The sequence below is a fragment of the Photobacterium kasasachensis genome (assembly GCF_050336885.1).
Classification (GTDB): domain Bacteria; phylum Pseudomonadota; class Gammaproteobacteria; order Enterobacterales; family Vibrionaceae; genus Photobacterium; species Photobacterium kasasachensis.
In genome coordinates this window covers 189,111-212,388 of record NZ_JAKJSH010000005.1, presented here as the reverse complement: position 1 = coordinate 212,388, position 23,278 = coordinate 189,111, and the positions used below count along the sequence as shown (strand labels likewise).

The 23,278-nt window shown below is 44.0% G+C and carries 11 protein-coding genes and 2 tRNA genes; 4 read left to right on the top strand and 9 right to left on the bottom strand.

The genetic code is table 11. The features are described from left to right. Window positions 1–22 precede the first annotated feature (22 nt). The 3 genes from L4D19_RS05315 to L4D19_RS05305 form a co-directional block, all read right to left on the bottom strand. The gene (locus L4D19_RS05315; RefSeq protein WP_428451552.1) at window positions 23–976 is read right to left on the bottom strand and encodes a PfkB family carbohydrate kinase; all 954 of its coding nucleotides are present in this window, start codon (window positions 974–976) and stop codon (window positions 23–25) included. After that, a complete protein-coding gene (locus L4D19_RS05310) occupies window positions 966–1,988 on the bottom strand; it encodes an ADP-ribosylglycohydrolase family protein (RefSeq protein ID WP_428451551.1) in 1,023 nt (340 codons plus the stop codon). Before L4D19_RS05310 ends, L4D19_RS05315 begins: the two co-directional genes overlap by 11 nt. A 67-nt stretch (window positions 1,989–2,055) precedes the next feature. Continuing rightward, the gene (locus tag L4D19_RS05305) at window positions 2,056–3,336 is read right to left on the bottom strand and encodes a nucleoside permease (protein WP_428451550.1); all 1,281 of its coding nucleotides are present in this window, start codon (window positions 3,334–3,336) and stop codon (window positions 2,056–2,058) included. Between the two features lie 602 nt (window positions 3,337–3,938). On the opposite strand from L4D19_RS05305, the gene L4D19_RS05300 reads away from it, so the two are divergent. Further along, on the top strand, window positions 3,939–6,515 hold the full coding sequence (locus L4D19_RS05300) for a pentapeptide repeat-containing protein (protein WP_428451549.1): 2,577 nt from the start codon (window positions 3,939–3,941) through the stop codon (window positions 6,513–6,515). A gap of 785 nt (window positions 6,516–7,300) precedes the next feature. Here the strand turns inward: L4D19_RS05300 and L4D19_RS05295 are convergent. Continuing rightward, a complete protein-coding gene (locus L4D19_RS05295) occupies window positions 7,301–7,435 on the bottom strand; it encodes a hypothetical protein (RefSeq protein ID WP_428451548.1) in 135 nt (44 codons plus the stop codon). Between the two features lie 56 nt (window positions 7,436–7,491). Continuing rightward, window positions 7,492–8,154, bottom strand: a complete 663-nt coding sequence (locus L4D19_RS05290; RefSeq protein WP_428451547.1) for a CatA-like O-acetyltransferase — start codon at window positions 8,152–8,154, stop codon at window positions 7,492–7,494. 381 nt (window positions 8,155–8,535) lie between these two features. On the opposite strand from L4D19_RS05290, the gene L4D19_RS05285 reads away from it, so the two are divergent. Beyond that, window positions 8,536–9,648: an NADH:flavin oxidoreductase gene (locus L4D19_RS05285; RefSeq protein ID WP_428451546.1), complete on the top strand. Its 1,113-nt coding sequence runs from the start codon at window positions 8,536–8,538 to the stop codon at window positions 9,646–9,648. A gap of 506 nt (window positions 9,649–10,154) precedes the next feature. After that, window positions 10,155–11,975 (top strand): methyl-accepting chemotaxis protein, encoded by a 1,821-nt coding sequence (locus L4D19_RS05280; protein WP_428451545.1) that lies wholly within the window; start codon window positions 10,155–10,157, stop codon window positions 11,973–11,975. A gap of 630 nt (window positions 11,976–12,605) precedes the next feature. On the opposite strand, the gene L4D19_RS05275 is transcribed toward L4D19_RS05280, so the two are convergent. From L4D19_RS05275 to L4D19_RS05260, 4 genes are all read right to left on the bottom strand, one after another. Continuing rightward, window positions 12,606–13,451 carry a dienelactone hydrolase family protein gene (locus L4D19_RS05275; RefSeq protein WP_428451544.1) on the bottom strand — a complete coding sequence of 282 codons (846 nt, stop codon included), beginning with the start codon at window positions 13,449–13,451 and terminating at the stop codon, window positions 12,606–12,608. Window positions 13,452–13,622: 171 nt separating this feature from the next. Next, a complete protein-coding gene (pulA, locus tag L4D19_RS05270) occupies window positions 13,623–19,811 on the bottom strand; it encodes a pullulanase-type alpha-1,6-glucosidase (RefSeq protein WP_428451543.1) in 6,189 nt (2,062 codons plus the stop codon). Between the two features lie 1,741 nt (window positions 19,812–21,552). Next, a tRNA-Asp gene (locus L4D19_RS05265) sits at window positions 21,553–21,629 on the bottom strand. Between the two features lie 41 nt (window positions 21,630–21,670). Continuing rightward, window positions 21,671–21,761, bottom strand: a tRNA-Ser gene (locus tag L4D19_RS05260). A gap of 284 nt (window positions 21,762–22,045) precedes the next feature. Here L4D19_RS05260 and L4D19_RS05255 point away from each other — a divergent pair. Next, window positions 22,046–23,170 carry a M14 family metallopeptidase gene (locus L4D19_RS05255; protein ID WP_428451542.1) on the top strand — a complete coding sequence of 375 codons (1,125 nt, stop codon included), beginning with the start codon at window positions 22,046–22,048 and terminating at the stop codon, window positions 23,168–23,170. Window positions 23,171–23,278: the final 108 nt, after the last annotated feature.

The window sequence follows — 23,278 nt, the reverse complement described above, 5'->3', positions numbered from 1 at the left end:
CTGCAACTATGGTCGCCGACATTTAGTATTGAGAAAGGTAATCAGCGAGTTCTTTCTGACCAGGAGCACAATCTCCGCCGCGATGACTCACCACATAAGAAGCAATAGCGTTGCCAAGCAGCACCGCATCGGCAAGATCCCAGCCGGAAGCCAATCCTGCCAATACTCCACCTGCATGGGAGTCACCCGCCCCAATGCTATCAATCACCGTAGCTTTAAATGGCAGTACGCAGCCAATGGCGTTAGCATCGGCAAATAGCGCGCCATCACTGTCAATGCGTAAAATCAGCGGGCATTGATAGCGCTGATACCAAGAACGAGTAAAGCTCTCGGCATCGTCCATACCCAAAATCTGCGCTTCTTGGCGATTTAGCGACACGATTGGTTTTAGCACCAGCAGACGCTCAAGCAATACTGCCGGGATCTCAGCAAGCCGCGGGCCGAAATCCACAAACACATCGGTCGTTCGAGGCAATGACTCCAGCCAGGAAACAAGCAGCTCACCTGACGCCGAGGCCAGCTGATAGCCTGAGATATAAATCAGCGCATCCTCTTGCAATGGCAATGAATTCAACAATGCCTGATCCCATTGGTTTTCAACACCACTCACCGACAGGAACGTCCGCTCGCCGTCCGGCTCAACCAGAGCCATACACCAGCCATTGTCAGCCTGATCATTGCGAAGTTCGCTAATAACGCCTTTTTCGGCCATCGAAGCTTCTATGAGTGTCGCCCAGTTTCCCTTGCCAATCGGCAAAGCATTCAATGACTGAATACCCAGACGATTAAGCGCTATCGCAATGTTGAGTGCACAGCCACCAACATGGATCCCCTTTTCGGCCACCTCGGTATCTCCGCCTCGCGCAGGTAGCGTTGGCGTCTCGACCACAATATCAACGACCGCAGCACCGACGACACAGAGCTGACGCTGATTTTTCAGCGTCGGTATGAGCTGCAATAACGCATTATGAGGCATAGGCTTGCTCCTTCTGTTTACGCAGTTTGGCAAAGGACGTGCTGTATTTGCCGAAATCCAGCTGATTCGCTTCATCAAGCTGAACTTTCAGCCCGGCATCAATGCTCTCGATGCCATTCAGGGCGCCGCAGATCGCAGTTGCCATCGCGCCGATAGTATCGGTATCACCGCCAAGGTTGGCACACAAAATGGCACAGCGATTCGGATCGGTACCTGCCAGCTCCACCATACCAATCGCCGCCGGGACAGACTCGATAGTGCTGGTACCTGCGCCCACCAAGTCGTAAATTTTCTGCATTGCACTTTCGACACCGATATCTTCACGGGCTATCGACAATGCCAGCTCGATCCGCGCCCCCATCGACGGGCTGAAAGTAGTAATTTTCTTGGTCTGCGCCGCATTGGCGATAGCTGGTAGCTGATCGCAGATAGTCTGCCAGCTGTCACCATCAATAGCTTTAGAAACTGCCCAGGCAATGGCCGTTGCCCCGGCAATCGCAACGTCTGATTTATGGGTCGGGCTGGATGCCAGAGCGACTTGCTCAATGAAATCATCCAGCGAGTTGGTCGGCATCAGGCAGCCTAGTGGCGAAACACGCATCGCCGCCCCGTTGGTTACCCCGTTATTTTCCAGATCAGAAATCTGTACCCCTTCTTTGATAGCTTTCATCGCGGCTTTGGACGACGGACCGAAGACGTTCTTGTTAAAGGCATCAAACCCTTCGGCCCATGTCATCACATTACGTGCAATCACATCAGGCTCTATCTCACCCTGACACTCGATAATGGCATCGGCCAGTGCCAGCGCCATCGAGGTATCATCGGTAAAATGACAGGCATCAAAATAGCAAGCGGCATTATTCTCCGCAGGCCCTGGCAGAAAGCGGTCAATCCAACCAAAATGTGCCTTAACACGAGTGCGCGGCCAGAGTTCAGAAGGCATGCCCATTGAATCACCAAGGGCCTGACCGTAAAACGCACCAAGAATTCGACTTTCTGTATTGTTGTTCATTCAATTACACCTTAAAAATAAAAGAGTTCCGCCCAGCCCACTAACGCTGGACGGTCCCAAATAGTAATTACGCTTTTACTGCTTTCTGCTTGTCATCACTGTCGGTCTCGACACTGATTTCACTGATCTCGCCGCTTGGTTCACGGAAGAAAATCATGAAGAAGACAAAAATTACAGCAATCATCAGGGCACCAAATCCCCACATCCCTGCCCAGTTGAATGTCAATCCGTTCTGAGGCTCAGGATAAGCAAACATCTTCTCCATCAATACGCCGCCCAAGCGGTAACCCAACAGGCTACCAATACCCTGGCAGCACAGTGTGATAAGACCTTGCGCAGCTGTTCTCATGTGTTTAGGCGCTTTCTTGTCGACATAGATATAAGCGGTGACGAAGTAAAAATCGTAGCTCACACCGTGAAGCAAAATACCGGCAAACAGCAGCGAGTAGAGGTACCACTGATCGGCGCTGCCGTAGACAAAGAACCCGTAGCGTACAGCCGCAGTGAAAAGACCAAGCATTAATACCTTTTTAATACCATAGCGTTTGGTAAAGAAAGGCAGTGCCAGCATAAAGAAGATTTCAGAGAACTGTCCCAGCGTCATCCAGCCTGTCGCATTGGACATCCCAACTTCTGTTAAATAACCGTTCGCAAAAATGTAGTAGAAAGCCAGTGGCATACTGAACATGAACGAGCAAACGAAGAAGGCGAGGAAGTTTTTATCCTTTAGCAGTACCAACGCATCCAGGCCCAGCATCACCTTTAGATTGAGCTTGCCAGTACTCTTTGGTGGAGTATTTGGCAGTACCAGGGCATACACACCCAGCAAGGCAGAACTTGCCGCGGTAACCAATAGCGGGATGTTGGTCGCAGAGATCTCTCCGTAACCCAACCAGGTTGGCAAAAAACCACAAACAATACCTGAAGCAATCCAGCCAATGGTGCCTAGCACGCGGATCCGCGGGAAGTCGCGCTCGACATCCTCAACATTGGAGAATGCGATACTGTTCGTCAGCGCGATGGTCGGCATGTACGTTAACGAGTACAGCAGCAGCAGCGGGAAGAAACTCGAGAACTCGGTCTGCTGAGCAGCAAAGTACATTAACACCGCCCCTGCCAGCAACATAACGGACAGCACTTTTTGCGCCGGGAAGAACCGGTCGGTAATAGAGCCTACCAAGATTGGCGAAATGATTGCCGCAATTGCCGTACAGGCATACGACCACGCAATCTCAGTCGGTGTGAAACCATTTGTATTGAGAAACTGCCAGAGAGGAACAAACCAGGCTCCCCAGATGAACCATTCTATGAACATCATGAATGACAGCTTTGCATTTGTCTTAGTCATTACTTATTCCTTTAGTATGTAGGGCAGACCAAAAGTAATACTTAGATAATACCAAAGCAATACCAATGAGACCGAATAGTGATCAATTCGATCTTTTTCGTTCGAATGATCGTTAGAGTTAAGTCGCCCCTCCGCTCGCATATACCTCTGCTCTCATATAAGAAATGACGAACTACATGCTTTAAACGTAATACGTTTGGGGCTGAACAGGTAAAATGATTTTATTGGCATTGATTAAGAGGCAGAGCTAGAGTTGCGTACTTACGTACTATTCTGGATTCAATGGTGGAGTAAAACATCTACATGATATTAATTTTCATAGAGATATGTACTCTCACAGCTGGAAAAATATGTTAGCAATTAGACCTCTAACACGCCTTATAAAAGAATAACAACGAATAGGTAAGGTTAACTGCTTAAATTAACATATAAAGAAAATATTATACTTTTCATATTATTCAGAATGATATTAAAAGCATCGGCAATTCATATTGTTAGTTGATATAACCCTAATATTATTAGTAAGTCTCATAATTAAGAATGAAAGAATGTATAAGACATAATACAGTAATATATTAAATATCATACAACTGGTTATAATCATGAGTGATGGATCAGGCTCTAACCCTAAAGAGATAGAGGATAGAATCAATAGCTCAGCCAACGATATTCGTATCCTATTTATCTTTCTTCTAATTGCAGAGATGTTCATTATTATAACCATTTCAGGCATTACAGATTTACAGCTTCTAATGAGAAATGATAGCTATGCTATCCCTTTTCTTGGATTTAATGTTGATGTGGTTAACTTTTTTATATTTAGCCCATTATTTGTGTTATTTCTAACATATAATGTTAACTCTTCATTATTTGTACATTGTAAATATTTAAAGCAAACAGAGAGTTTAATAGATAAGGAAAACATCACTTCAAACTTTTTAAACAGAATATACATCAATGACAGGCCTATTGAGCAATTACTAATTCACATTAACATATCAGTTTTAATATCATTTATCCCCACATTTATTCAGCTATATTTATTAGCTCGCTTTCTTGACTACCAAAGTATACTAGTTACTATTTTTCACTTATCAATGGTAACTACAACTTACTTTATTTCAATTCTTTATTGGCAAAGAATATCTACACCAGAACTTTTACATGAAAAGTATGACAATATTAACGAATTAAAAGAAGTATTAAGGAGAGTTGTATACTTTAGATCTGATAGTACTGATAGTGCTGATAGTGCTGATAGTGCTGATAGTGCTGATAGTGCTGATAGTGCTGATAGTAACTCTAAAGAGCCGAAGATTCTTTACCTTTCTTTAGCAAAGTTAATAATTGCCACTATGATTTTTTATTTGCTAATTGTATGTTTACATCCATATATTTATCAATGGCTTGACATAGTAGAAAAGTCAATAGATCTTGAGTTTTTAGAAGACAAGAACTTAAGAGTAATAAGTCATGAGATTATAAAAGACTACGAAGACTTAACAATTAACATTTTGGCTTTAGCGACTTTGTCTTTAATTTGTAGAAGAATATCTTCACTTGTCATTTCTGTTTTAATCTTATACCTCTTAATAGAAACTCCATTTTTTCTATATAAGCTAGAAATTATATCAAACTTAAATTACATTTACTCATACTTAGACCATATCGAAATTGTCTATTTTTTCTTTGCACTATCATTGATATCATTGAAGACACAACCTGTAAGAAGAATAATCAACAAGTGTTTTACTGAAAACAGCCCCATCAGCAAGAGATTTTTAAATCCTGAAGAATTTAAAGGTATTTACATTTGGCAGTTTATTGAAATATCAGCACCAACCGTAGCATTAACATCAGCCATTATTCTAACACTAATATTAATAACATTATTATCAAAAGGAAAGTTTTATTCTGAAAGCCTTTCTTTTATTAACAAAGCTTATCCATTTATTAATGTCTCAGAAAAACAAATATTTGATTTATCAAAGTCATCACAGTTATTTGAAATCACCCATTCAACAGGTTCAGAATATTTACAAAACATGCAAACACTAAAAAAGTGTGTCAGTTTTAGTGGAGAAATTTGTCATTTTATAGAGCCTATAACTATCAACAATAGAAATTTACTTTTTTCAAAATTCAAAAACAGCAGAATGTACCAAATAAGAATAACAAACAGTGATTTAAGCTATAGCGACTTCACCCATTCTCACATGGAAGGTTCCACTGTAAAATTTAGTAATATTATCGAAGCTGATCTTTCCTTCGCTAAACTCCAAGGCTCTGATTTAGTTCATGTTGTTATTAACAAATCAAAAATGAAGTACACAAACATTTCCGATTCTACCATCTCAAATTCTAAGCTTGAAGAACTAGATATGTGCCATATTTCATTCAACAATTCTAAAATGTATAAGAGTAACTTCTCATGCTCATTAAAAATGCTGGAAGAAAGTAATGATATGCAAATTGATAAAAATTGCCAGTGTGATGTTAGTATTTATGATTTGTCTCCATCCATTTTCCAACAAAACAAAATTGCCAACATTATAGTTGACTTTAAAGACTATCTATACACTAAAGATAATGATAACCACCCTGTCATATTATTAGACCGAAACGAATTATTAAAAACTGACAAGAATAACTTTAAGCTAAAATTTCATATTGAGCCATCAGAACATTATACAAACAATGATTACCATATTCACAGCTCAATATTTGAGATATATGAAAACAATGAAAATCAAATTGATAGCATCACTAAAAAATTTAAACACATGTCAATTAATTTAAATAAGGATAAAACTAATAAAACAAAGACCACCAAAGAAGAAAATTCATCAAAAGTTAATGAGAACCATTGGACGAGTAATAACAACCCTGAAACGCATGCTCATATAATCAACATTATAAACCAATACAACCACAACAACAAAACAAAAAATAAAAACATATCCGAGAATAGTGAATATTTAAAGTATATTGGCGAACTATATTGCAGCTACTACAAATACAGAATTAGTATTCATTATAATAAGAAAAATGCAGATATCTTTACCGAGATAAGAGATGAATATATTAAAACAATAGCTAATGACAAATACCTTGAACCAAAAATAAGAAAATCCATAGTAAATAACTTACTATCTACACAACACACAGAATGTCAATAAATATAGAACAAACAAGATGGGACTCATTAACAAGCAATGTCATATCATTTATACGACTAGATTCTCTTAACGGTGGCTAAACTACGCATGTTAGCTTTGTCATTATACAATTAGCTTAGAAACAAAAATATTAAGATAGTTTAATAGATGAGTAAACCAGTAATTTGAAATTCATGAGAATAGAAATAGAAAATACTCACAGAGCGTTAAAAATGGAAGAGGCCATACTCGCCCCTTCCATTTTATCTAAACCTTGCAGCAATGGCCGTTATTACAAGGAACCCAACCATTTGGGCAAGCATTAATGCTGAAACTAGCCGAAGTACAAGACAATATTATTAACGCTGCAATAATTAATTTCTTACTTTTCTTTTTACCTTTCATTGTTCTAACCTTATGTCTATTCAAATGCTAAAAGACACATTACTAAGTATAGCTTCAAACAATTAAGCCAGCTACTAACCAAGCATGAATACAATTATCATAATGAAGTAAAAAGAACCATTACTTTCATATAAAACCGCCGTAACCTAGTAACTGCATTGCCATTTAAATGTAATACTTAGAACAACAGTTTAGTAAAATCAATCGAAATAAATTTGTGAGACACATATAAAAATCACATCCGATGGTTCGATCTTACTCTTTTTCAAAAACTATTTACTTTACGTCTTACGAAACTATCTAAGGATGTATAGACGTTTACTATCTAGCCTCACTAATATAGCAAGGCCAGACATTTCCTCAGCTCGCTTATCTCAACTCTAGGCTATAAAAAGCTCACCTTAATCCAGCGGCTTAGGCACATCACCGTTGAAGTCAATCCATGAGTTGGTGCCAAGAGTCTCAGTCCCTTCGACACTTAGTTCTTCGTAACGCATAACAAAGTGTTCAGGTCCGTGCCCATTAGTAGCATCCACTCCTAGAGCCGCACTCGCGGCTCTGATGAGTCACTGTTCAGCTACTTTCCAGCTCTTTAATTACTCAAATCTAACAACGATGGCTGATTGAACAGTCCCTGCAGGGTATTAATGAATTGGCCAACATGTAGGCCATCCACCAACCCGTGATGCACTTCTATCGAAAAGGGCATTCTCCAGTGCTCACCATCTTGCGTTAACTTCCCTAAGGCTGTTTTGGGAATACTGTCCGGATGTTTCGTATCCCTTGCGTGCGTCATGCTGGTGAAATCGACCCAAGGCAGTACAGTCATATGAATAGTATCTTGACGCATTTCTTTGCCAATAAACTGTTCCAGAATAAAAGATGAATCCTTGATTCTTTTTTCTACCTCAGTCGCGCTCTGGGTAAATTGTTTAAAAATAGGCTTATGAGGTAAATCGCAAAATCTTACTGTTTCGTCATTAGCCAGCAAAGCAACGCTGACACACATTGGTGAATAGATGCGCACTTCATCCCCAACAATGCGATATGCCAACGGCTCACACTGGTTAAGCGCTTGTTGCGTTAGATAAAGATAAGCATGGGAAAAACGATGACCATACTGCTTGCAATAATTGTATAGCTCAGTCACATCGAGGTTTGTGCAGATGTTATACCAAGGATGAGTAAAGCCTTGATAGAACTTGAAATGCTCTGCACGTGACCACTGGCTTTTATCCTGTACTTTATATGCCATTGAATTTCACTTTAAACCTATACCTTTGATGATTGTGGCGATGATATTGATTTATTTAAACAATGGGAACCAGAAAAAGATCCACAAGCCCCCTCTCGAAGCCACTCCATATGGCGCAAAAAAGCCGAAATAAGAATCAACACCAACTACAAGCCTCCCTCCCTTCTTTTAAACAGCAGAAATCACGCTTTAAGTACAGATCTTAAATCATATATATGGCACTAACTTAATCCAGATTAAGGATTGTCATCTATATAGTCGGTAATGTTTGCCGCTGCCGACTGCACATAGCAATAGTGGATAAAAGGACTGACATACATAAGTAAGGCTGTTCTTTATAAGGCTGATGAATAATACAAAACGATTTTAAGAGGATTGGACTTGAGTACTCTGTTTGCAGAAACCCGTATTGGCAACATGACATTAAAAAACCGCTTCATTCGAAGCGCGACGTGGGAAAATATGGCGACTGAAGAAGGTCATATGACGGATAAGCTATACGCCATCTACGAAGAACTCGCGAAAGGAGATGTCGGTCTGATTGTAACGGGCTACGCCAATATTGTAGAGGAAGAGAAGCCCAATGCCGGCATGATGGGAATGTACAATGATTCCTTTATCGTTGAATACCAAAAGCTTACTGAGTTGGTACACAACAACGACTCTAAAATAGTCATGCAGCTTGCCTACGGTGGCACAAAAACCACTTACAATGTCGGCGAAAGAGTGATTTATGCGCCAAGTGAAGTGTGTGAAAGAGGCACAAAAACACCAGGCAAAGCGATGACCCAGGATGAAATAGATTACATCGTCCAGGCCTTTGCTCAAGCAAGCCGACGAGCGCAAGAATCAGGATTTGACGGTATCGAAATCCATGCAGCACATACCTATTTAATCAATCAGTTCCTAAGTCCTTATTACAACCGAAGAGAAGATCAGTATGGTGGCAGCCTAGACAATCGAATGAGATTTCTCCTGGAGATTTATGCCGAAATACGAAAACTTGTCGGTGATGAATATCCAATATTAGTTAAATTAACGGCATCTGAATTTTTTGAGGGTGGCTTGACCTTCGATGAAACACGCATTATCTGTAAAAAATTAGAAGCAATTGGCGTGGATGCAATCATCATCTCGGGTAATATCCATGGTAAGGCGAATAGCATGATTGGCGAGTGCTATGACGGCTATACCATTCAGCAAGAAGGCTACTTCCATGAATATGGGCATGTTATCAGTCAAGAGATCAATGTTCCCGTTATTACCGTCGGCGGATTAACGGATATTGATGCGATAGAAGAAATTGCAAATACAACCAACATTCAATACTTTGCTCTTTCAAGACCTTTACTGTCTGAACCGCATTTAATTAAACGCTGGAAAGAAGGCGACAGAACACCAGTAGAGTGCGAAAGGTGCTCAAAATGCCGCACCAAACGTGGCAATTTCTGTGTCGTGAACAAAGAAAGAAAATCTCAACTAGCTTACCTATAAATAAGCTGACATATACCCCTCTCCAACAACAAGTCAGCAAATCATTGCTGACTTGCTCCATCTAAAAGCCACTGTCAATTCCCCCCCTGTTTTAGCGAAGCTACGTGATCATTTATACGAATTTTCAAGGAGTAAGGAACTATTTTTTTGCTTTGCAGGCCTTTGTATTGTCCGTAACTTGCCCTATACTACGCTGTAAATACATTTGTATGACAAATGGAAGAGGAGTCACGGTTATTCATTGAAATTAATCGGAATGAATACCAAGCAACGTAAGTATTTGATCATTATGCTGGTAAAAATCGTTTATAACTGCGTTATGATTTTACAATTAAAGAACTCGTTAGATTGTAATTCGAGCCTTGTTCTAAGTGATTTTTCCTGGGCAACTACCTGAACGACGACTTACTCTGATTGGTATAGAGATGCTGCTTAGTTACAAGAGATAGGATTAAATTACAACAATGTCAATAAAGAGAACGCTACACTGCATGGTGATCATTCTAATGCTCGCCATGGTTGCCATGATTTCAAGCTCACATTATTTTATTGGAAAAATACAAGCTGTAATAAATGCCTCTCAACTCGTTTATAGAGTCGAAGCTGACATGCTGGCATTGCGTAAGGACGAAAAGGACTTTTTAGCCCGCAGGGATATGAAATACAAAGAGAGTTTTGATTCAAGTTTCAGTCAATTTCACGCCGATTTACAGGCATTAAATCTCTCATTAGCCAATGCCGATATTTCGTTTGATAGTCTCCCAACACTAAAATCCATTACTAGCGAATACAACAGAATTTTTAATGAGGTTGTGTTAGTTCAACAGAAAATTGGTCTAAACAATAACAGCGGTATTATTAATTCCCTGAAAACTGCGGCCCATGAGTTAGAAACACAAATAAATCTTATTGATGACGCTCAATTGCGTGTTCAATTGCTTCTTCTTCGTCGCCAGGAAAAGGACTTTATGCTGCAGCGCCAGAATAAATATGCTGACGCCTTTACTAAACGTTTAAAACACATGCAGCACCACCTGTTATTACCTGAATATGCTGCAGTAAGAACTAACCTGACCCCTGTGTTGGCGCAATACCAAGAGTCGTTTAACCTTTTTGTATCCCTATCACACCAACAGGGCTTAACTGATAATCAAGGGTTAATTGGCGAACTAAGAAGTTCGATTAAAAGAACTGAATCTCTTCTGGCAGAGGAAGCGAGCCAGCTTAAAAGCCAGATAAGCCAGGCTCAAGATGAAGCGAGATCTTTCCTTCTCATGCTTGGTATTGGCATTACGATCATCATCTCTTCCTTAGTGATTTATTTCGCGAGTCGGATTTCTGGCCGCTTATCCCTAGTAACCAAAACCATGAACGACATTTCGCATGGTGACGGTGATCTTTGTGTGAGACTGGATACCAAAGGCAATGATGAGATTGCTGAATTGGGTTTAGCGTTTAACACTTTTGTAGGGAAGATCCATAGCACAGTCAATGTTGTCGCAAACTCAGTTCTGCAATTGGCCTCAACCACAGAGGAAATGTCGGCTGTTATGGAGCAGGCGAAAACAGGCGCATTCAAACAGCAGCAAGATATTAGCCAAATTGCTGTTGTCATGGAGGAAATGAATGCTTCCGTGCAAGAAGTTAAACAGAGCACAATCCAAGCCGATAACGCAGCAGAGCACGCCCATCAAGAAGCCGAGCAAGGGTGCGAAATGGCAGAACAAAGTATCCAGGGAGTCACTCTATTAGCCAATGAAGTAGAAAGTGCTACTGATGTAATTAAGACATTGATTATACATAGCGAAAATATCGGCGAAGTACTTAGCGTTATCCAAGGCATCGCAGATCAAACCAACCTGCTAGCGCTGAATGCTGCTATTGAGGCCGCTCGTGCCGGAGAATCTGGCAGAGGGTTTGCCGTTGTAGCTGACGAGGTTCGCTCCTTGGCATTTAGAACGCAGGAAGCTACGAAAGAAATCCTGACTATTACCGCCGGGCTTCAAACAGACGCTGAAGCCGCCACCAAGGTGATGGAAAACAGCGAAGGTCTCGCTACAAGTGCAGTATCGCAGACGAAGATGGCTAACCACTCGCTGCATGACATTACTAAAACGGTTGAATGCGTCAGTGAAATGAACCGTCACGTTGCCGTTGCAATTGAGCAGCAGAGTCATACAAGTGATGAGATTAACCTCCATATGGAAGACATCAACAATGTGTGTGAAGAGTCGGCAGCAGGTATGGAACAGTTAGCCATCGCAAACAAAGAATTGGCCACTATGACTCAAGAGCTGAAGGCCTTAATAGGGCAATTCAAACTTTGAGCAATCGGCTAAGCTGTATTAGTACAACTAAGCTACATGATGCTCGGTGTTAGACAAGCCGAGCGTCATACTCAAGATCAGTAAAATTGTACAAATTAAATAATCTATTGGAGTTATTGCGGGGGCGTCCGTTCTTAATTTAGTATTACTCAGTAGCCTCGTGGATCGCCTCTTTTGTACTCTGAGCCACTTCATTTGTCGTCCGCTTCGTTTCAGTCCAAATCGAAGATGAGTCCTTTTTAACGCCTTCCCATGTCTCAGCGCATCCACTAAGGAGTAGAACAATGGATAAGGCTGCAAGTGTATATTTCATTAAGTTCACCCCAAATAATCGATTTAGTTGTATATGATAAATAAAGAGACAATGCTAATCCAGCACGAGTATTTACATTTTCTCAACCAACGATTTAAATTGAGCCAACATTATGAAACATATTGATTAGTATAAATCAGCCTCACCCTTCACTTTAAATATCCTCGGCCAATTATGCTTCGGCATAGAAGCTAAGATCTCGCCGAAGGCTTTAAGTGCTAGTGCATTATCTTCGGTGCTGACCAGCAGCATTTACCATCCCTGCCGCAGCCATACCAAGAACTGGAACGGAGCTTGTTTCACCACTAATCATGGAGCTAGTGGCTTTCCATCATGCCCTGCTGAAACAGAAAGTCATCAACAACACCAGTCCATAGATACCAGTACGACTCAAATACGCTATGACCGCTGACTTGCTGCCCTAACTGATAAAATTTAAATGTGAGATCGCCTCCAGAGGCTTTATAAGTTTCGGCAAACTCTTCAATACTCTCATCGGCATAGAAAGGGTCATTATGCCCGTAAATGAACAGGCTCGGCACTTGCATTCTTCGACCGGCACTTTTGAACATAGGCAGGTTGGCTGACTCACTTTTAACTTGGCACATATCCGACACCCAACCACCCGAAAAATTAAGTACGCCAACCGCGGATTTAGGATGTTCAGAAGCATAGATAAGTGAAAGCATTCCTCCTCTGGAATGACCGGAAAGGACAATTTTCTCTTTGTTAACCCACGACTGAGAGTCTAGAAAGTTAAATGTGGCATCAAGTGATTCCAGTGCATACTCAATACCCTCGGTGATCCCCTTTGGGTTACAGGTATATTGCTCATCATAGCTTCCGCCAGAAGCCCCTCGCCCTCTTCTCATCGGAATAAGCAATGCGATATCTTTTTTAAGTAAATAATCACCAAAACCCCATGGGTTGATAGTCATGTCCTCGGGAATAACCCCCGGGCCCGTAGATCCATGGTTAAAGATCACTAGAGGAAAAGGGCCATCCCCCTCGGGTTTGTATAGCGTCGCTTCCAGAGTGATGTTCGAATCCCATAGAAGCCCTTCGTCTACCATCGGGATCTGAACCGTCTCCCCTTTATATTGGGCATTCGCCATCACCGGGAATAAACAAAATATAATCAGAGCAATTACGCGTTTTATCATCAGAGCGTCCTAATTAGAGGCTTAATCATCAGTAAATAATCAACTGTGTCAATGAGTTAGCTTAAAGCATTTCCGTTGCACAATGTGTGAGCAGACTACCTAAAACAAAAGGCCTGCCGAGGCAGACCTTTTTCTTTTTTATCAAGATGATAGCTGTGTTAAAGAGTTCGATTAATTAACTTTCAACAGTCGACCTGTTAGGGCTGGGACTGTGATAGTCGTTTTCTGATCTCCCGTTGCAATCACTTCATCAGTTAACAGATCGACTAGCTGGCCGGTCGCTTTCACCTTGCTCATATCCAGCTCGAAATTCTGCTCGTCGGTAGAGGTATTCAGTACGTACACAACCTGCTCATCACCGTACTGCTTCAGATCCGCATACACAGTCTCTGAGCTCAACAGATTACGGCGCTTACCTTTATACAATGCAGGAGTAGCAGCACGTACAGCCATCGCCTTGCTAAGCCAAGCCTTCAAATCTGCCTGTTCAGCCGATAATGTGACGCCTGTTACCCCTTCAATCTTGGCACTTGAACGTGCGACATGATCATCACACAGCCCTTGCGCTGCGCAGTCATCAGAGACCTTGGCAGCAAAGCCGTCGACTTCATCACCAATCTCGTCACCGTAGTAGAAGGTGATCGGGCCAGACCAAGCCGTCATGAAGCTAAACGCCGCCTTATGACGCTGGAAATACTCACCCTTATTGCCACGCTGGATCAAATCACCGAAGCGAACCAAATCGTGGTTGCCCAGCATCAGGTTAGGCATTGCATGGTATGGGTAGTTTTCGATCTTGTTCCAGGATGCATTGATCTCAGTTGCATTACCGGAGTTTCCTGACTCCTCTACAGCCAGAGCCTTAACCAAACCGTATCGTAGCGGGAAGTTAAATGCTGAAGATAGCGCCGGTTCTTTGTCGGTGCCGTAGGTTGTCGCTGCAATTTCGCCAGCCCCTTTCCATACTTCACCAACCATGTAACCCAAGGTACCCCAAGTCTTGCCTGCAGCCTTGTTGTCAGCCGAAGCTGCTTCAACCGCGGTACGAATCTCACGCCACTCAGCTAACGGCAACTGGTAGGACTGATCCAAGCGCCAACCATCGATGTCGTACTCGGTGATCCAGTGCGTTGCCACCTCTTTAAAGAACGCCAGACTATCGCTGTCAGGGTAAACTACCAGCTGGCCCGGATAGCTCGACCCACCCGATTTCAACGTCGGCAGTTTGCCTGTTGGCGATGGTTTCACCGTTACCTTATTGGTGTGGCCAAAAACGCCGTCGAGGAAGACATACAGACCTTTTTCATGGGCCTTGTTAATCAAGGTTTTCAGCTGGTCATTGGTTCCGAAACTCGGATCGACGTTGAAGAAGTCACAGGCAAAGTAGCCTGTTGCATCCAGCTTGTTATCCCCTGCCGTACCCGCACAGGAGTCAAACACAGGAGTCAGCCACAGCGCATTCACATTAAGGCTCTTGATGTAATCAAGGCTATTAATGATACCCTGCAGGTCACCACGGTGGTGGGACGGACCATACCCTTCGTTATAATCGGCGTTGCTATCGCCATCGACGAATGACTCAACCATCACCTGATACACCCTGAGGTCACAAGCTTTGTTGTCGCCACCGTAACAGGCAAAGTCAGTACCGGTACCTTTCACCACCACGGAAGGCTGATCTTTGTTGCTGGCGTCAAGCTCAAAGCGCCACACGCCCTGCTCAATTACTGTGATGCGAATGTTATCGCCGTTCTTTTCAAAGCTGACCGAACCGTCACCGGCTTTAACCTGGTCAAAGCCTAAGTTCACCGTACTCCAGTCTCCCGAGGCGATCTTAAACTCATACACTCCCGGCTCAAAATAGCTTTCAAACAAGTATTTTCCGTCGCCGATATATTGCATCTCGGCATCTTGCTCCCAGCTATTGAAAGAACCGCGAACAAAGATCTTTTCACTGCCATAAGGGGCTTTCACGACAGGTTTAATGTCGCCGCCAAGCCCTTCACCTTGCTCTCCGCTTTGTGGTTTAACAAACACTGCCGCAGTCAGTCCCGGTACTTCGAAGGTAGCATTTGTAAAGCTCGACGCTTTGATCTTGCTATCGGCAGAGCTCGCCATCACAGGATGAAGCTCAAACCCGGTGGTGCCATCAATCGTTACCGACTGGGTATTGATATTGGCATTAATCACCACGACCAACGCCTGATAATTGACATCAAGATCAGAACCCGCATTAACGCCGTCATCCACACTCATCACGATCATTCCCGGCGCGGATGATGCTCCGGTGTTGTGGAAGCGAACACGTTTCAGTACTTCGTCTTCAGTGTTCAGTTTAAGCAATGGTGTCGTCGAGCGGATCTTCAGCAGCTCTTTGAAGCGAGCATCGGTCCATTCGATATCTTGCGGGCGAGCCTGAGTGTTCGGGTTGGCAATAACCTGCTTGATCGCCTCCCAGTTGGCTTGATCTTTGTCTGCCCGTGGCAGACCCACATTCCAGTTATTGGTTTGCTTGCTAAAATCAACCTTGTTGTACCAGTCACCGGAATCGTAGCTATCACGCGCCATAGATTTGGAACGAAGCAGTTCCGAGCCCATATGCAGGAACGGGATCCCCTGCCCCAGCATAACCGGTGCCAGACCAATGATCTGCATCCGCGCGCGATCCTCAACCATCACACTCGGGTCTGCCTTGTACTGGTTGAAGTCCCACAATGTCTGGTTATCGTGCTTGGAAACGTAGTTAATGGATTCCTGTGGATCCAAGGTATAAGCCGCCCCTTGATCGCCGTATTTAAAATCACGGCCATTTACGGTGATACCGGTAGAGGTCTCAAGAGGGTAAGCCTGCAGATTGCCCGTCATGCCGTAGCGGATCAGATCCATTTTTGACTTCAGGTTGGCATCGAAGCGATCACCGGCATTGGCAAAGCCCGGCGTTTGTAGCAGGGCAAGACCGCTGTCGAACGGACCACCACCTCGTACACCGTCTCGCAGGCGATCGTTATAGGTACCGATCCCTGTCCCGGCCATTGGCCACTGGGTGGCATTCTCGCCACGAGCACCATTGACGACTTCGCCGAAGTTCCAGCCTTCACCATAGAACCAGTTATCCGGATCAACCGTTTTCACCTGGTCATAAACCTTGACCATGCTCGACTTCATCAGATGGCCCATCAGATCGAAGCGGAAACCATCAATCTTATAGTCCTGCGCCCACATCATGATGCTGTCGCCAACCAGCTTCTCAAACATCCGGTTCTCTGACGCCGTATTGTCACAACAGGTTGAGTTCTCGACAGCACCCGTTACCGGATTCAGGCGGTGGTAATAGCCAGGTACGGTCTTATCCAGTACCGATTTATCATAAAGGCCCGATGAGAAGGTGTGGTTATAGACGACATCCTGTACAACTCTGAAGCCAAGCTCGTGCAGTTTCAGGATCATGCTACGGTATTCTTTGATCCGGCTGACGCCGTCACTTTCTACCGCATAGCTACCTTCTGGCGCATTGTAGTGGAATGGATCATAGCCCCAGTTGAAGCCATCCAGCGGTCGGATATCTGCCAGCAGAGCCTGCGCACCGCCGGTAGTCGGGTCGATTTTCTCCAAAAGCTCAAGAATCGTTGATGAGCGCGAAGTACCGTCACTGCACAGATTGGCTTTAGGATTCACTGTGCAGAGCTTCTCGACGGTATCGTTGAGATCGACACGCTTGGCAGTATCTTCCTGAATTGATGCCAAATCATAACTTGGCAGTAAGTGGATTGTTGTCAGGCCAGCTTCCTTTAGGCTCTTAAGATGGCTGACACTGTCACGCTCCTCTTCGGTGAACGCCAGATACTTACCGTCATATTCAGGACTTCCCTTGCTATCACTGGCACTGAAGTCACGAATATGCAGTTCATAGATAATGTTCTCTTCCGGAGTTGCCAGAGTCGGGATCATTTGAGCGTCCCAGCCAGCAGGCTTAGCTGCCGGATCGGAGAGATCAACCAGCTGCGAATAGAGGCTCGAAGTGCTTAATGATAACGAGTACGGATCCGTCGTCGTCATCCACTCAATATGACCAGTTTTAAGGTGGTAGGCTTTAACCCGATAACGATAGAAGGCATTTTTCAGATCAGCATTGCCTTTATAGTGCCAGAGCCCGGTAGCCGGATCCTCAGTCAAGGCAACAGGCGATTCTGCGAGTAACGACTTATCGGCACCGTATAAATACAACTCAACGTCAGTGGCTGTTGGGGCCCATAGCGCAAAATTGGCCTCACCGGCCTCTATCCATGATCCCAGTCGAGCCTCATCCGCATCCTGCTTGCCTGCGGTGTAGAGCTGATCAACCACTCCCGGTATTTGAACCTTGGTTGCTGCAACAACTTTGTTGTTATCATCAATCGCGACAGCAATAAGCTGCTGCTTCAACAACGTCTTGGCAGCATCGCTTTCGACATCAAGAGTGAACGCCGTCCGACCGGCAAGGTGTGGGAACTTCGAATTCTTAATCACCCCAGACTGGCTAAGCGCTGCTCGCGTAAAATCATCGGGTTTAGTGATATCACCGTTACCCTTGTCTGTAGACCACAGCTCGTAACGGCTCGCGTCGCTATTTTCGAACCAGGCAAAAGTAGTGAGATCCAGCCAATGTGCTGATGCCCCGGACAATTTCACCGGAACTTCGGTAACCGCTTCATAATAAAGCGTGCTGTTACCATCAAAGGTGTAAATCTTGTCGCCCTTGGAAAAATCAAGCTGCAGATCATTGCCGCCTAGCGCTTTGTCGTTACCCTTGTGGACAATGAAATTCATACAGCTAGAGTGACCGGCCTTCAACGGCAGCTTATACACCGCACCGTATTCGTTGCTTATCTCGGTTGGAAGGAAAGGCGCTCCCCAAGACACACCTTCCAGCGCGCTATCGGCAATACTGTCACAAGTGTCGTTGTTCCAGATATGCAGGCCCCAGCCATCATAATTGCCATCGGCGCGCTTGTAGTGGATCACCGCTTCCGTGTATTCAGGCGCAGGTTTGTCCGGCGTGCTGTCAGTCCCTTTAGGATCAGGGTCGATACTGTCAGGAATGCCGTCACCATCGTCATCACTTGAGGCAAAGTCACCTAGGCCATCACCATTGGTATCAAGACTCTCAAATCGGTCACGTGGAAATGCATCGCTCTTGTTGTCTGCACCATCATTATCGATATCAGCATCATCCACATCGGCAATCTTATCACCATCAAGGTCGGCAGGCTGATCCGCTTTATCTTTGCTGCTTGAGCCTAAACGTTCCTCATCAGCATTCGACCAACCATCACCGTCCAAGTCTAGCGGAGTGGACTGCGGATTCTTAGGATCACTTCCAACCTCTAACTCTTTAGTATCTTTGAACGTATCGTTATCGTCATCAGGATCATCTGCATCGGCAATCTTATCGCCATCAAAGTCTGGCGGCGTTGAACTTGAATCATAAGGATCCGATTCCAGACGCAGCTCAACAGTGTCATTGAAGCCATCATTATCATCATCCAGATCGGCATGATCCCCAATTTTATCCTTATCAAAATCAGCACTTTCTTTCGGATCATTAGGAAAAAGATCTATATCGTCAGCAAAGCCGTCATTATCACTGTCAACAGCAACAGCCGGTTTTCCGTCTTTATCTTTAACTAACGTTTTATCTTTCAGGTTCGGTTCTTTATTATTCTTACGTTGGGTATCAATCTCTTGTCCAAGCGCTGTTGCACCCTGAGAAAGCGCCGCTTTCTGCTCGGCAATAGTATTTGTTTCTATCTGCTCAGGTAACAGCTGGGCAATAGCACGTGCCGACTGAGCAAGCAGCGTATTATTAGATGCGATGTAGTCTTGCTTTGGATCCAGATCAGGCTGAGCCAGTTCACTGCGCACTGAAGTCAAGGCCTCCTCTTCCGAGGCTCCCTCTGCCATTTTCAGGCCAATCATGGTCGTTACCGGGCTGATTTTCTGGTAACCCTTCGGCGCCATCATTACATAGTCACGAGTAACAGCAATATCAGGGTTATCCTCGTCGATAGTCTGCCCTTTAAGCACCTTGGTCATCAGCGAGTAGTGCGCCGGATCACCATTAAACTGGGTCAAATCCAAGGTCGCTTTACCTTCTGCACCAGTTATCGCCTGTGGCTCGTTAGGATCTAGCTTGAAGTTACCATTCACGTCCAGCCATACCTGGGCCTTTTGCAAGTAGCCATCCATTGCCTGAACACTTAATTGTGTTACCGGCTGGGTTGACGGCTGAGGTGACACTGAACCAGTGTCATTGTCGCCACAACCCGCTATCACACCGAGCGATGCTAGGGCAACGGTCAGCTTGGTTAGGTTCGTTTTCATTGTTCTACCCATTGATTTATAAAAGGCACCGGTGAAAACACGCCCTAACGAGAACGAAAGGAAACTGCGCACTGTACACCTTTACACATAAAAAAAGGGTATAAGAGCAAGGGGATACATTTCCTCCCCCTATCAGGATGCCGATAGGGGGATGAGAGTAGAGGCGTAGAAACTAAAGAATTGACGAGAGTCACTCTTTGTAAGTCTAATTATTTAATTGACTTACAAGATAAACCAACAATTCGCGATAGCCGTCACCTTTAGTTAGACAAAATGAGAGCATTAAGAAAATAAATAACATTTTGAGCAAATCAATGATAATGACAAATTTGTGCTGTTAATCAATAAAACTACATTGGATAAACTGCAGCAAACTTAGACTTTATGGATGATAAATAATCGAAACCAAGCCAAAATAATAAGTATGCGCTAGGTACGCATAAAACTATCCATATGCTGTGGAAGCCACCAAAAGGATGGCTCTAATTTTCATATTGAACGATGTGTTTTATTTGGTGTGAAAATGTCCATTTTGAACCAATACAAGCCTAGGGACAATAAACGCAGTCACTCCGAATTCATTTCAGCATGATAATACTAGGCGAGGTAAACCGTGTAAAATAATAACGTTAATCGTTACCATCTACCTACATCATAAACCCTCTTATAAAATACCAGTACATTCAATAAGTTAGAGTTAGAAATTGAAAGTGACGTTATGAAAGCAGAGCTACGCTGAATGCATGCAAGCATTCCGTAGAATAGACTTATTCGCATTTGAATATGTATGAGAAGCAAGTCTGTGTGCTAATCATTAAGATATTTTCTTTTATATTCAGAGGCTCGTGCAATAATGACAAACGGAAGTGCCGGTATGACTAAGCCAAGCGAGAAGATTATTTTTTCCTCTGATAGAAGCATTATCATACTCCCAATAATAGCGAGCAGTAGAGCACTGACTATAAGGTAATGACTTTTCTTATATTTTTGGCTAAATAAAGCGTAACTTCGGATCATAGTGAAAACTTTTAATGTTGTGTACCTTATTCTAGCGTCATATTGATAAAAAACTTAAATACTTTTTCTCTTTTTTATCTTGTCGCTTTATTATTAACACTCTTTCATATTGATGAATTTTCACTAGAGCTTTCGTTAACACACGTATAGATAATTTGAATAAAAATACAATTCTATTGTGGGCTATCACTGATCCAATAACTTTTTATATGCTAATAGGTAAATAAAGCACACTGGTAACTCTAGAAGCTTCGTATACCTTTAAATAGATTATATGCATAAGAAGTTACTAGATAGGTTTCATAGAAAAGCGATAAATAACATTCATTTTATGCTGAATAAACTTAAAGAAAATCTCGCTTTTTCGAATAAGGCTTAAATCAGTGGCGAAGCGACCAGGCTTGAAATCAACCGTAGGGCAAACCTAGCTCAACGCATACAAAAAAGCCTCGTCATTTTGACCGGGGCGCGCAGTCTGAGGCTTCAGTGTAGTGGCGGAACGGCCGGGGTCGCGCACGACCGGGACTCAAGCCGAAGGCTAGTGAGAGTTCCATCCTCTAACCTGCAAATAGCAAAAAGCCCAAGTCTTTCGACTCGGGCTTAAAGTAGTGGCGGAGCGGACGGGAGTCAACGCGCACGGCCAGTGCCGCGACCAAGAGGCCGAAGGACTCTCGTCGCGGGAATACAAAAAAGGCCCAGTCTTTCGACTGAGCCTTCAATGTAGTGGCGGAGCGGACGGGACTCGAACCCGCGACCCCCGGCGTGACAGGCCGGTATTCTAACCAACTGAACTACCGCTCCAATTCTGTACGAAACCCGGCTTGCGCCCAATTTCTAGAATGTGGCGGAGAGATAGGGATTTGAACCCTAGATACGCTACAAACGTATGCCGGTTTTCAAGACCGGTGCTTTCAACCACTCAGCCATCTCTCCGTAAGTGCGGTGAATAATACGCAGCCCTTGGGCCGTTGTAAAGAATCAACATAGTTAACTGCTCAACAGATAACCATTTTTGATGATTTATTTCTTATTTATCTCTGCTCAGGGCAAAACATGTCTATCACGGTTATTTTTCACACACATCCTGCGGCAACTCATACTTGTTGGAAGCCCTTAACTGCACGCCGGAGTCCCCTCTTCATCACACCCAATTGATTATGCAGCGGCTATAGTTATGCTAACCTCGAACCTTCACTCAAAAATAGATAACTACAACGATGAAAATATTCAGCAACTTTGAAAGTGGCAACATCCATGTTGTCAAAGCCGACACCCCCGAAGATATCCAGCTAACCATTCCCTGTGACAACCAATCTGAGTTCTACCAATGGTTTCATTTTCGTCTGGAAACTCAAGCTCAGACTGAGCACCACATCAAGCTGCTGAACCTGGCCAAGTCCGCCTATCCAGAAGGATGGCAGGACTACGATGTGGTCGCGTCGTATGATCGCGAAGAGTGGTTCCGTATTCCTGCCGAGTTTGACGGTGATACCCTGAGCTTTAAAGTGATCCCGGAATACGGCTCGATGTATTTTGCCTACTTTGCTCCTTACAGCTATGACCGCCACCAAGACCTGTTGCATCAGGCACAAACTCACTTTAACTGTCAGCTAACAACCCTTGGCTCGACCCTAGACGGCAACGACATGAGCTTGCTGACAATCGGCGAACCGTCGGATGAGAAGAAAAATATCTGGATCATTGGCCGCCAGCACCCAGGCGAAACCATGGCAGAATGGTTTATCGAAGGCTTATTGCAGCGCCTGCTGGATGACACTGACACTGTCGGTCGCGCCCTGCTCGACAAGGCGGTCTTTCATATCGTTCCGAATATGAACCCGGACGGCAGTATTCGCGGACACTTACGTACCAATGCCGTCGGCGTGAACCTGAATCGCGAATGGCAGACGCCATCAATGGAAAAAAGCCCGGAAGTGTTCCTGGTTCGCGAGCAAATGCTGAAAAGCGGTGTTGATATGTTCCTGGATATTCACGGTGACGAGGCAATACCATACAACTTTGTTGCCGGTAGTGAAGGCATTCCTTCCTATGACGAAAGGCTGGCAAGCCTGGAGAGTAAATTCAAGCAGGCCCTGCTGACCATTACTCCTGAATTTCAGGACGAACATGGGTATGACAAAGATAAGCCGGGCCAAGCTAACCTGACTATCGGTTCTTGCTGGGTGGCCGAGCAGTTCAAGTGCCTGTCTTACACCGTTGAAATGCCGTTTAAGGATCATATCCTTCATCCAGACAGCTTCTACGGCTGGTCGCCTGAGCGCAGCGTAGCCTTCGGCCAGGATGTGTTGGCGGCAGTACTGGCTGTTACGGATGATATTTAAGCTTCAAAGTTAACAAGCCTCAAATAGCAAAAAGCGCCAAATGACAAACAGGCTGACCATTACTGGCCAGCCTGATTGCTTCCCTGGGTATGTGAACAGCTCTTAACC

Coding starts and splice junctions, on each gene's coding strand:
- L4D19_RS05315 (WP_428451552.1), bottom strand. CDS start 976: ATGCCTCATAATGCGTTATTGCAGCTCATACCGACGCTGAAAAATCAG.
- L4D19_RS05310 (WP_428451551.1), bottom strand. CDS start 1,988: ATGAACAACAATACAGAAAGTCGAATTCTTGGTGCGTTTTACGGTCAG.
- L4D19_RS05305 (WP_428451550.1), bottom strand. CDS start 3,336: ATGACTAAGACAAATGCAAAGCTGTCATTCATGATGTTCATAGAATGG.
- L4D19_RS05300 (WP_428451549.1), top strand. CDS start 3,939: ATGAGTGATGGATCAGGCTCTAACCCTAAAGAGATAGAGGATAGAATC.
- L4D19_RS05290 (WP_428451547.1), bottom strand. CDS start 8,154: ATGGCATATAAAGTACAGGATAAAAGCCAGTGGTCACGTGCAGAGCAT.
- L4D19_RS05280 (WP_428451545.1), top strand. CDS start 10,155: ATGCTCGCCATGGTTGCCATGATTTCAAGCTCACATTATTTTATTGGA.
- L4D19_RS05275 (WP_428451544.1), bottom strand. CDS start 13,451: ATGATAAAACGCGTAATTGCTCTGATTATATTTTGTTTATTCCCGGTG.
- pulA (WP_428451543.1), bottom strand. CDS start 19,811: ATGAAAACGAACCTAACCAAGCTGACCGTTGCCCTAGCATCGCTCGGT.
- L4D19_RS05255 (WP_428451542.1), top strand. CDS start 22,046: ATGAAAATATTCAGCAACTTTGAAAGTGGCAACATCCATGTTGTCAAA.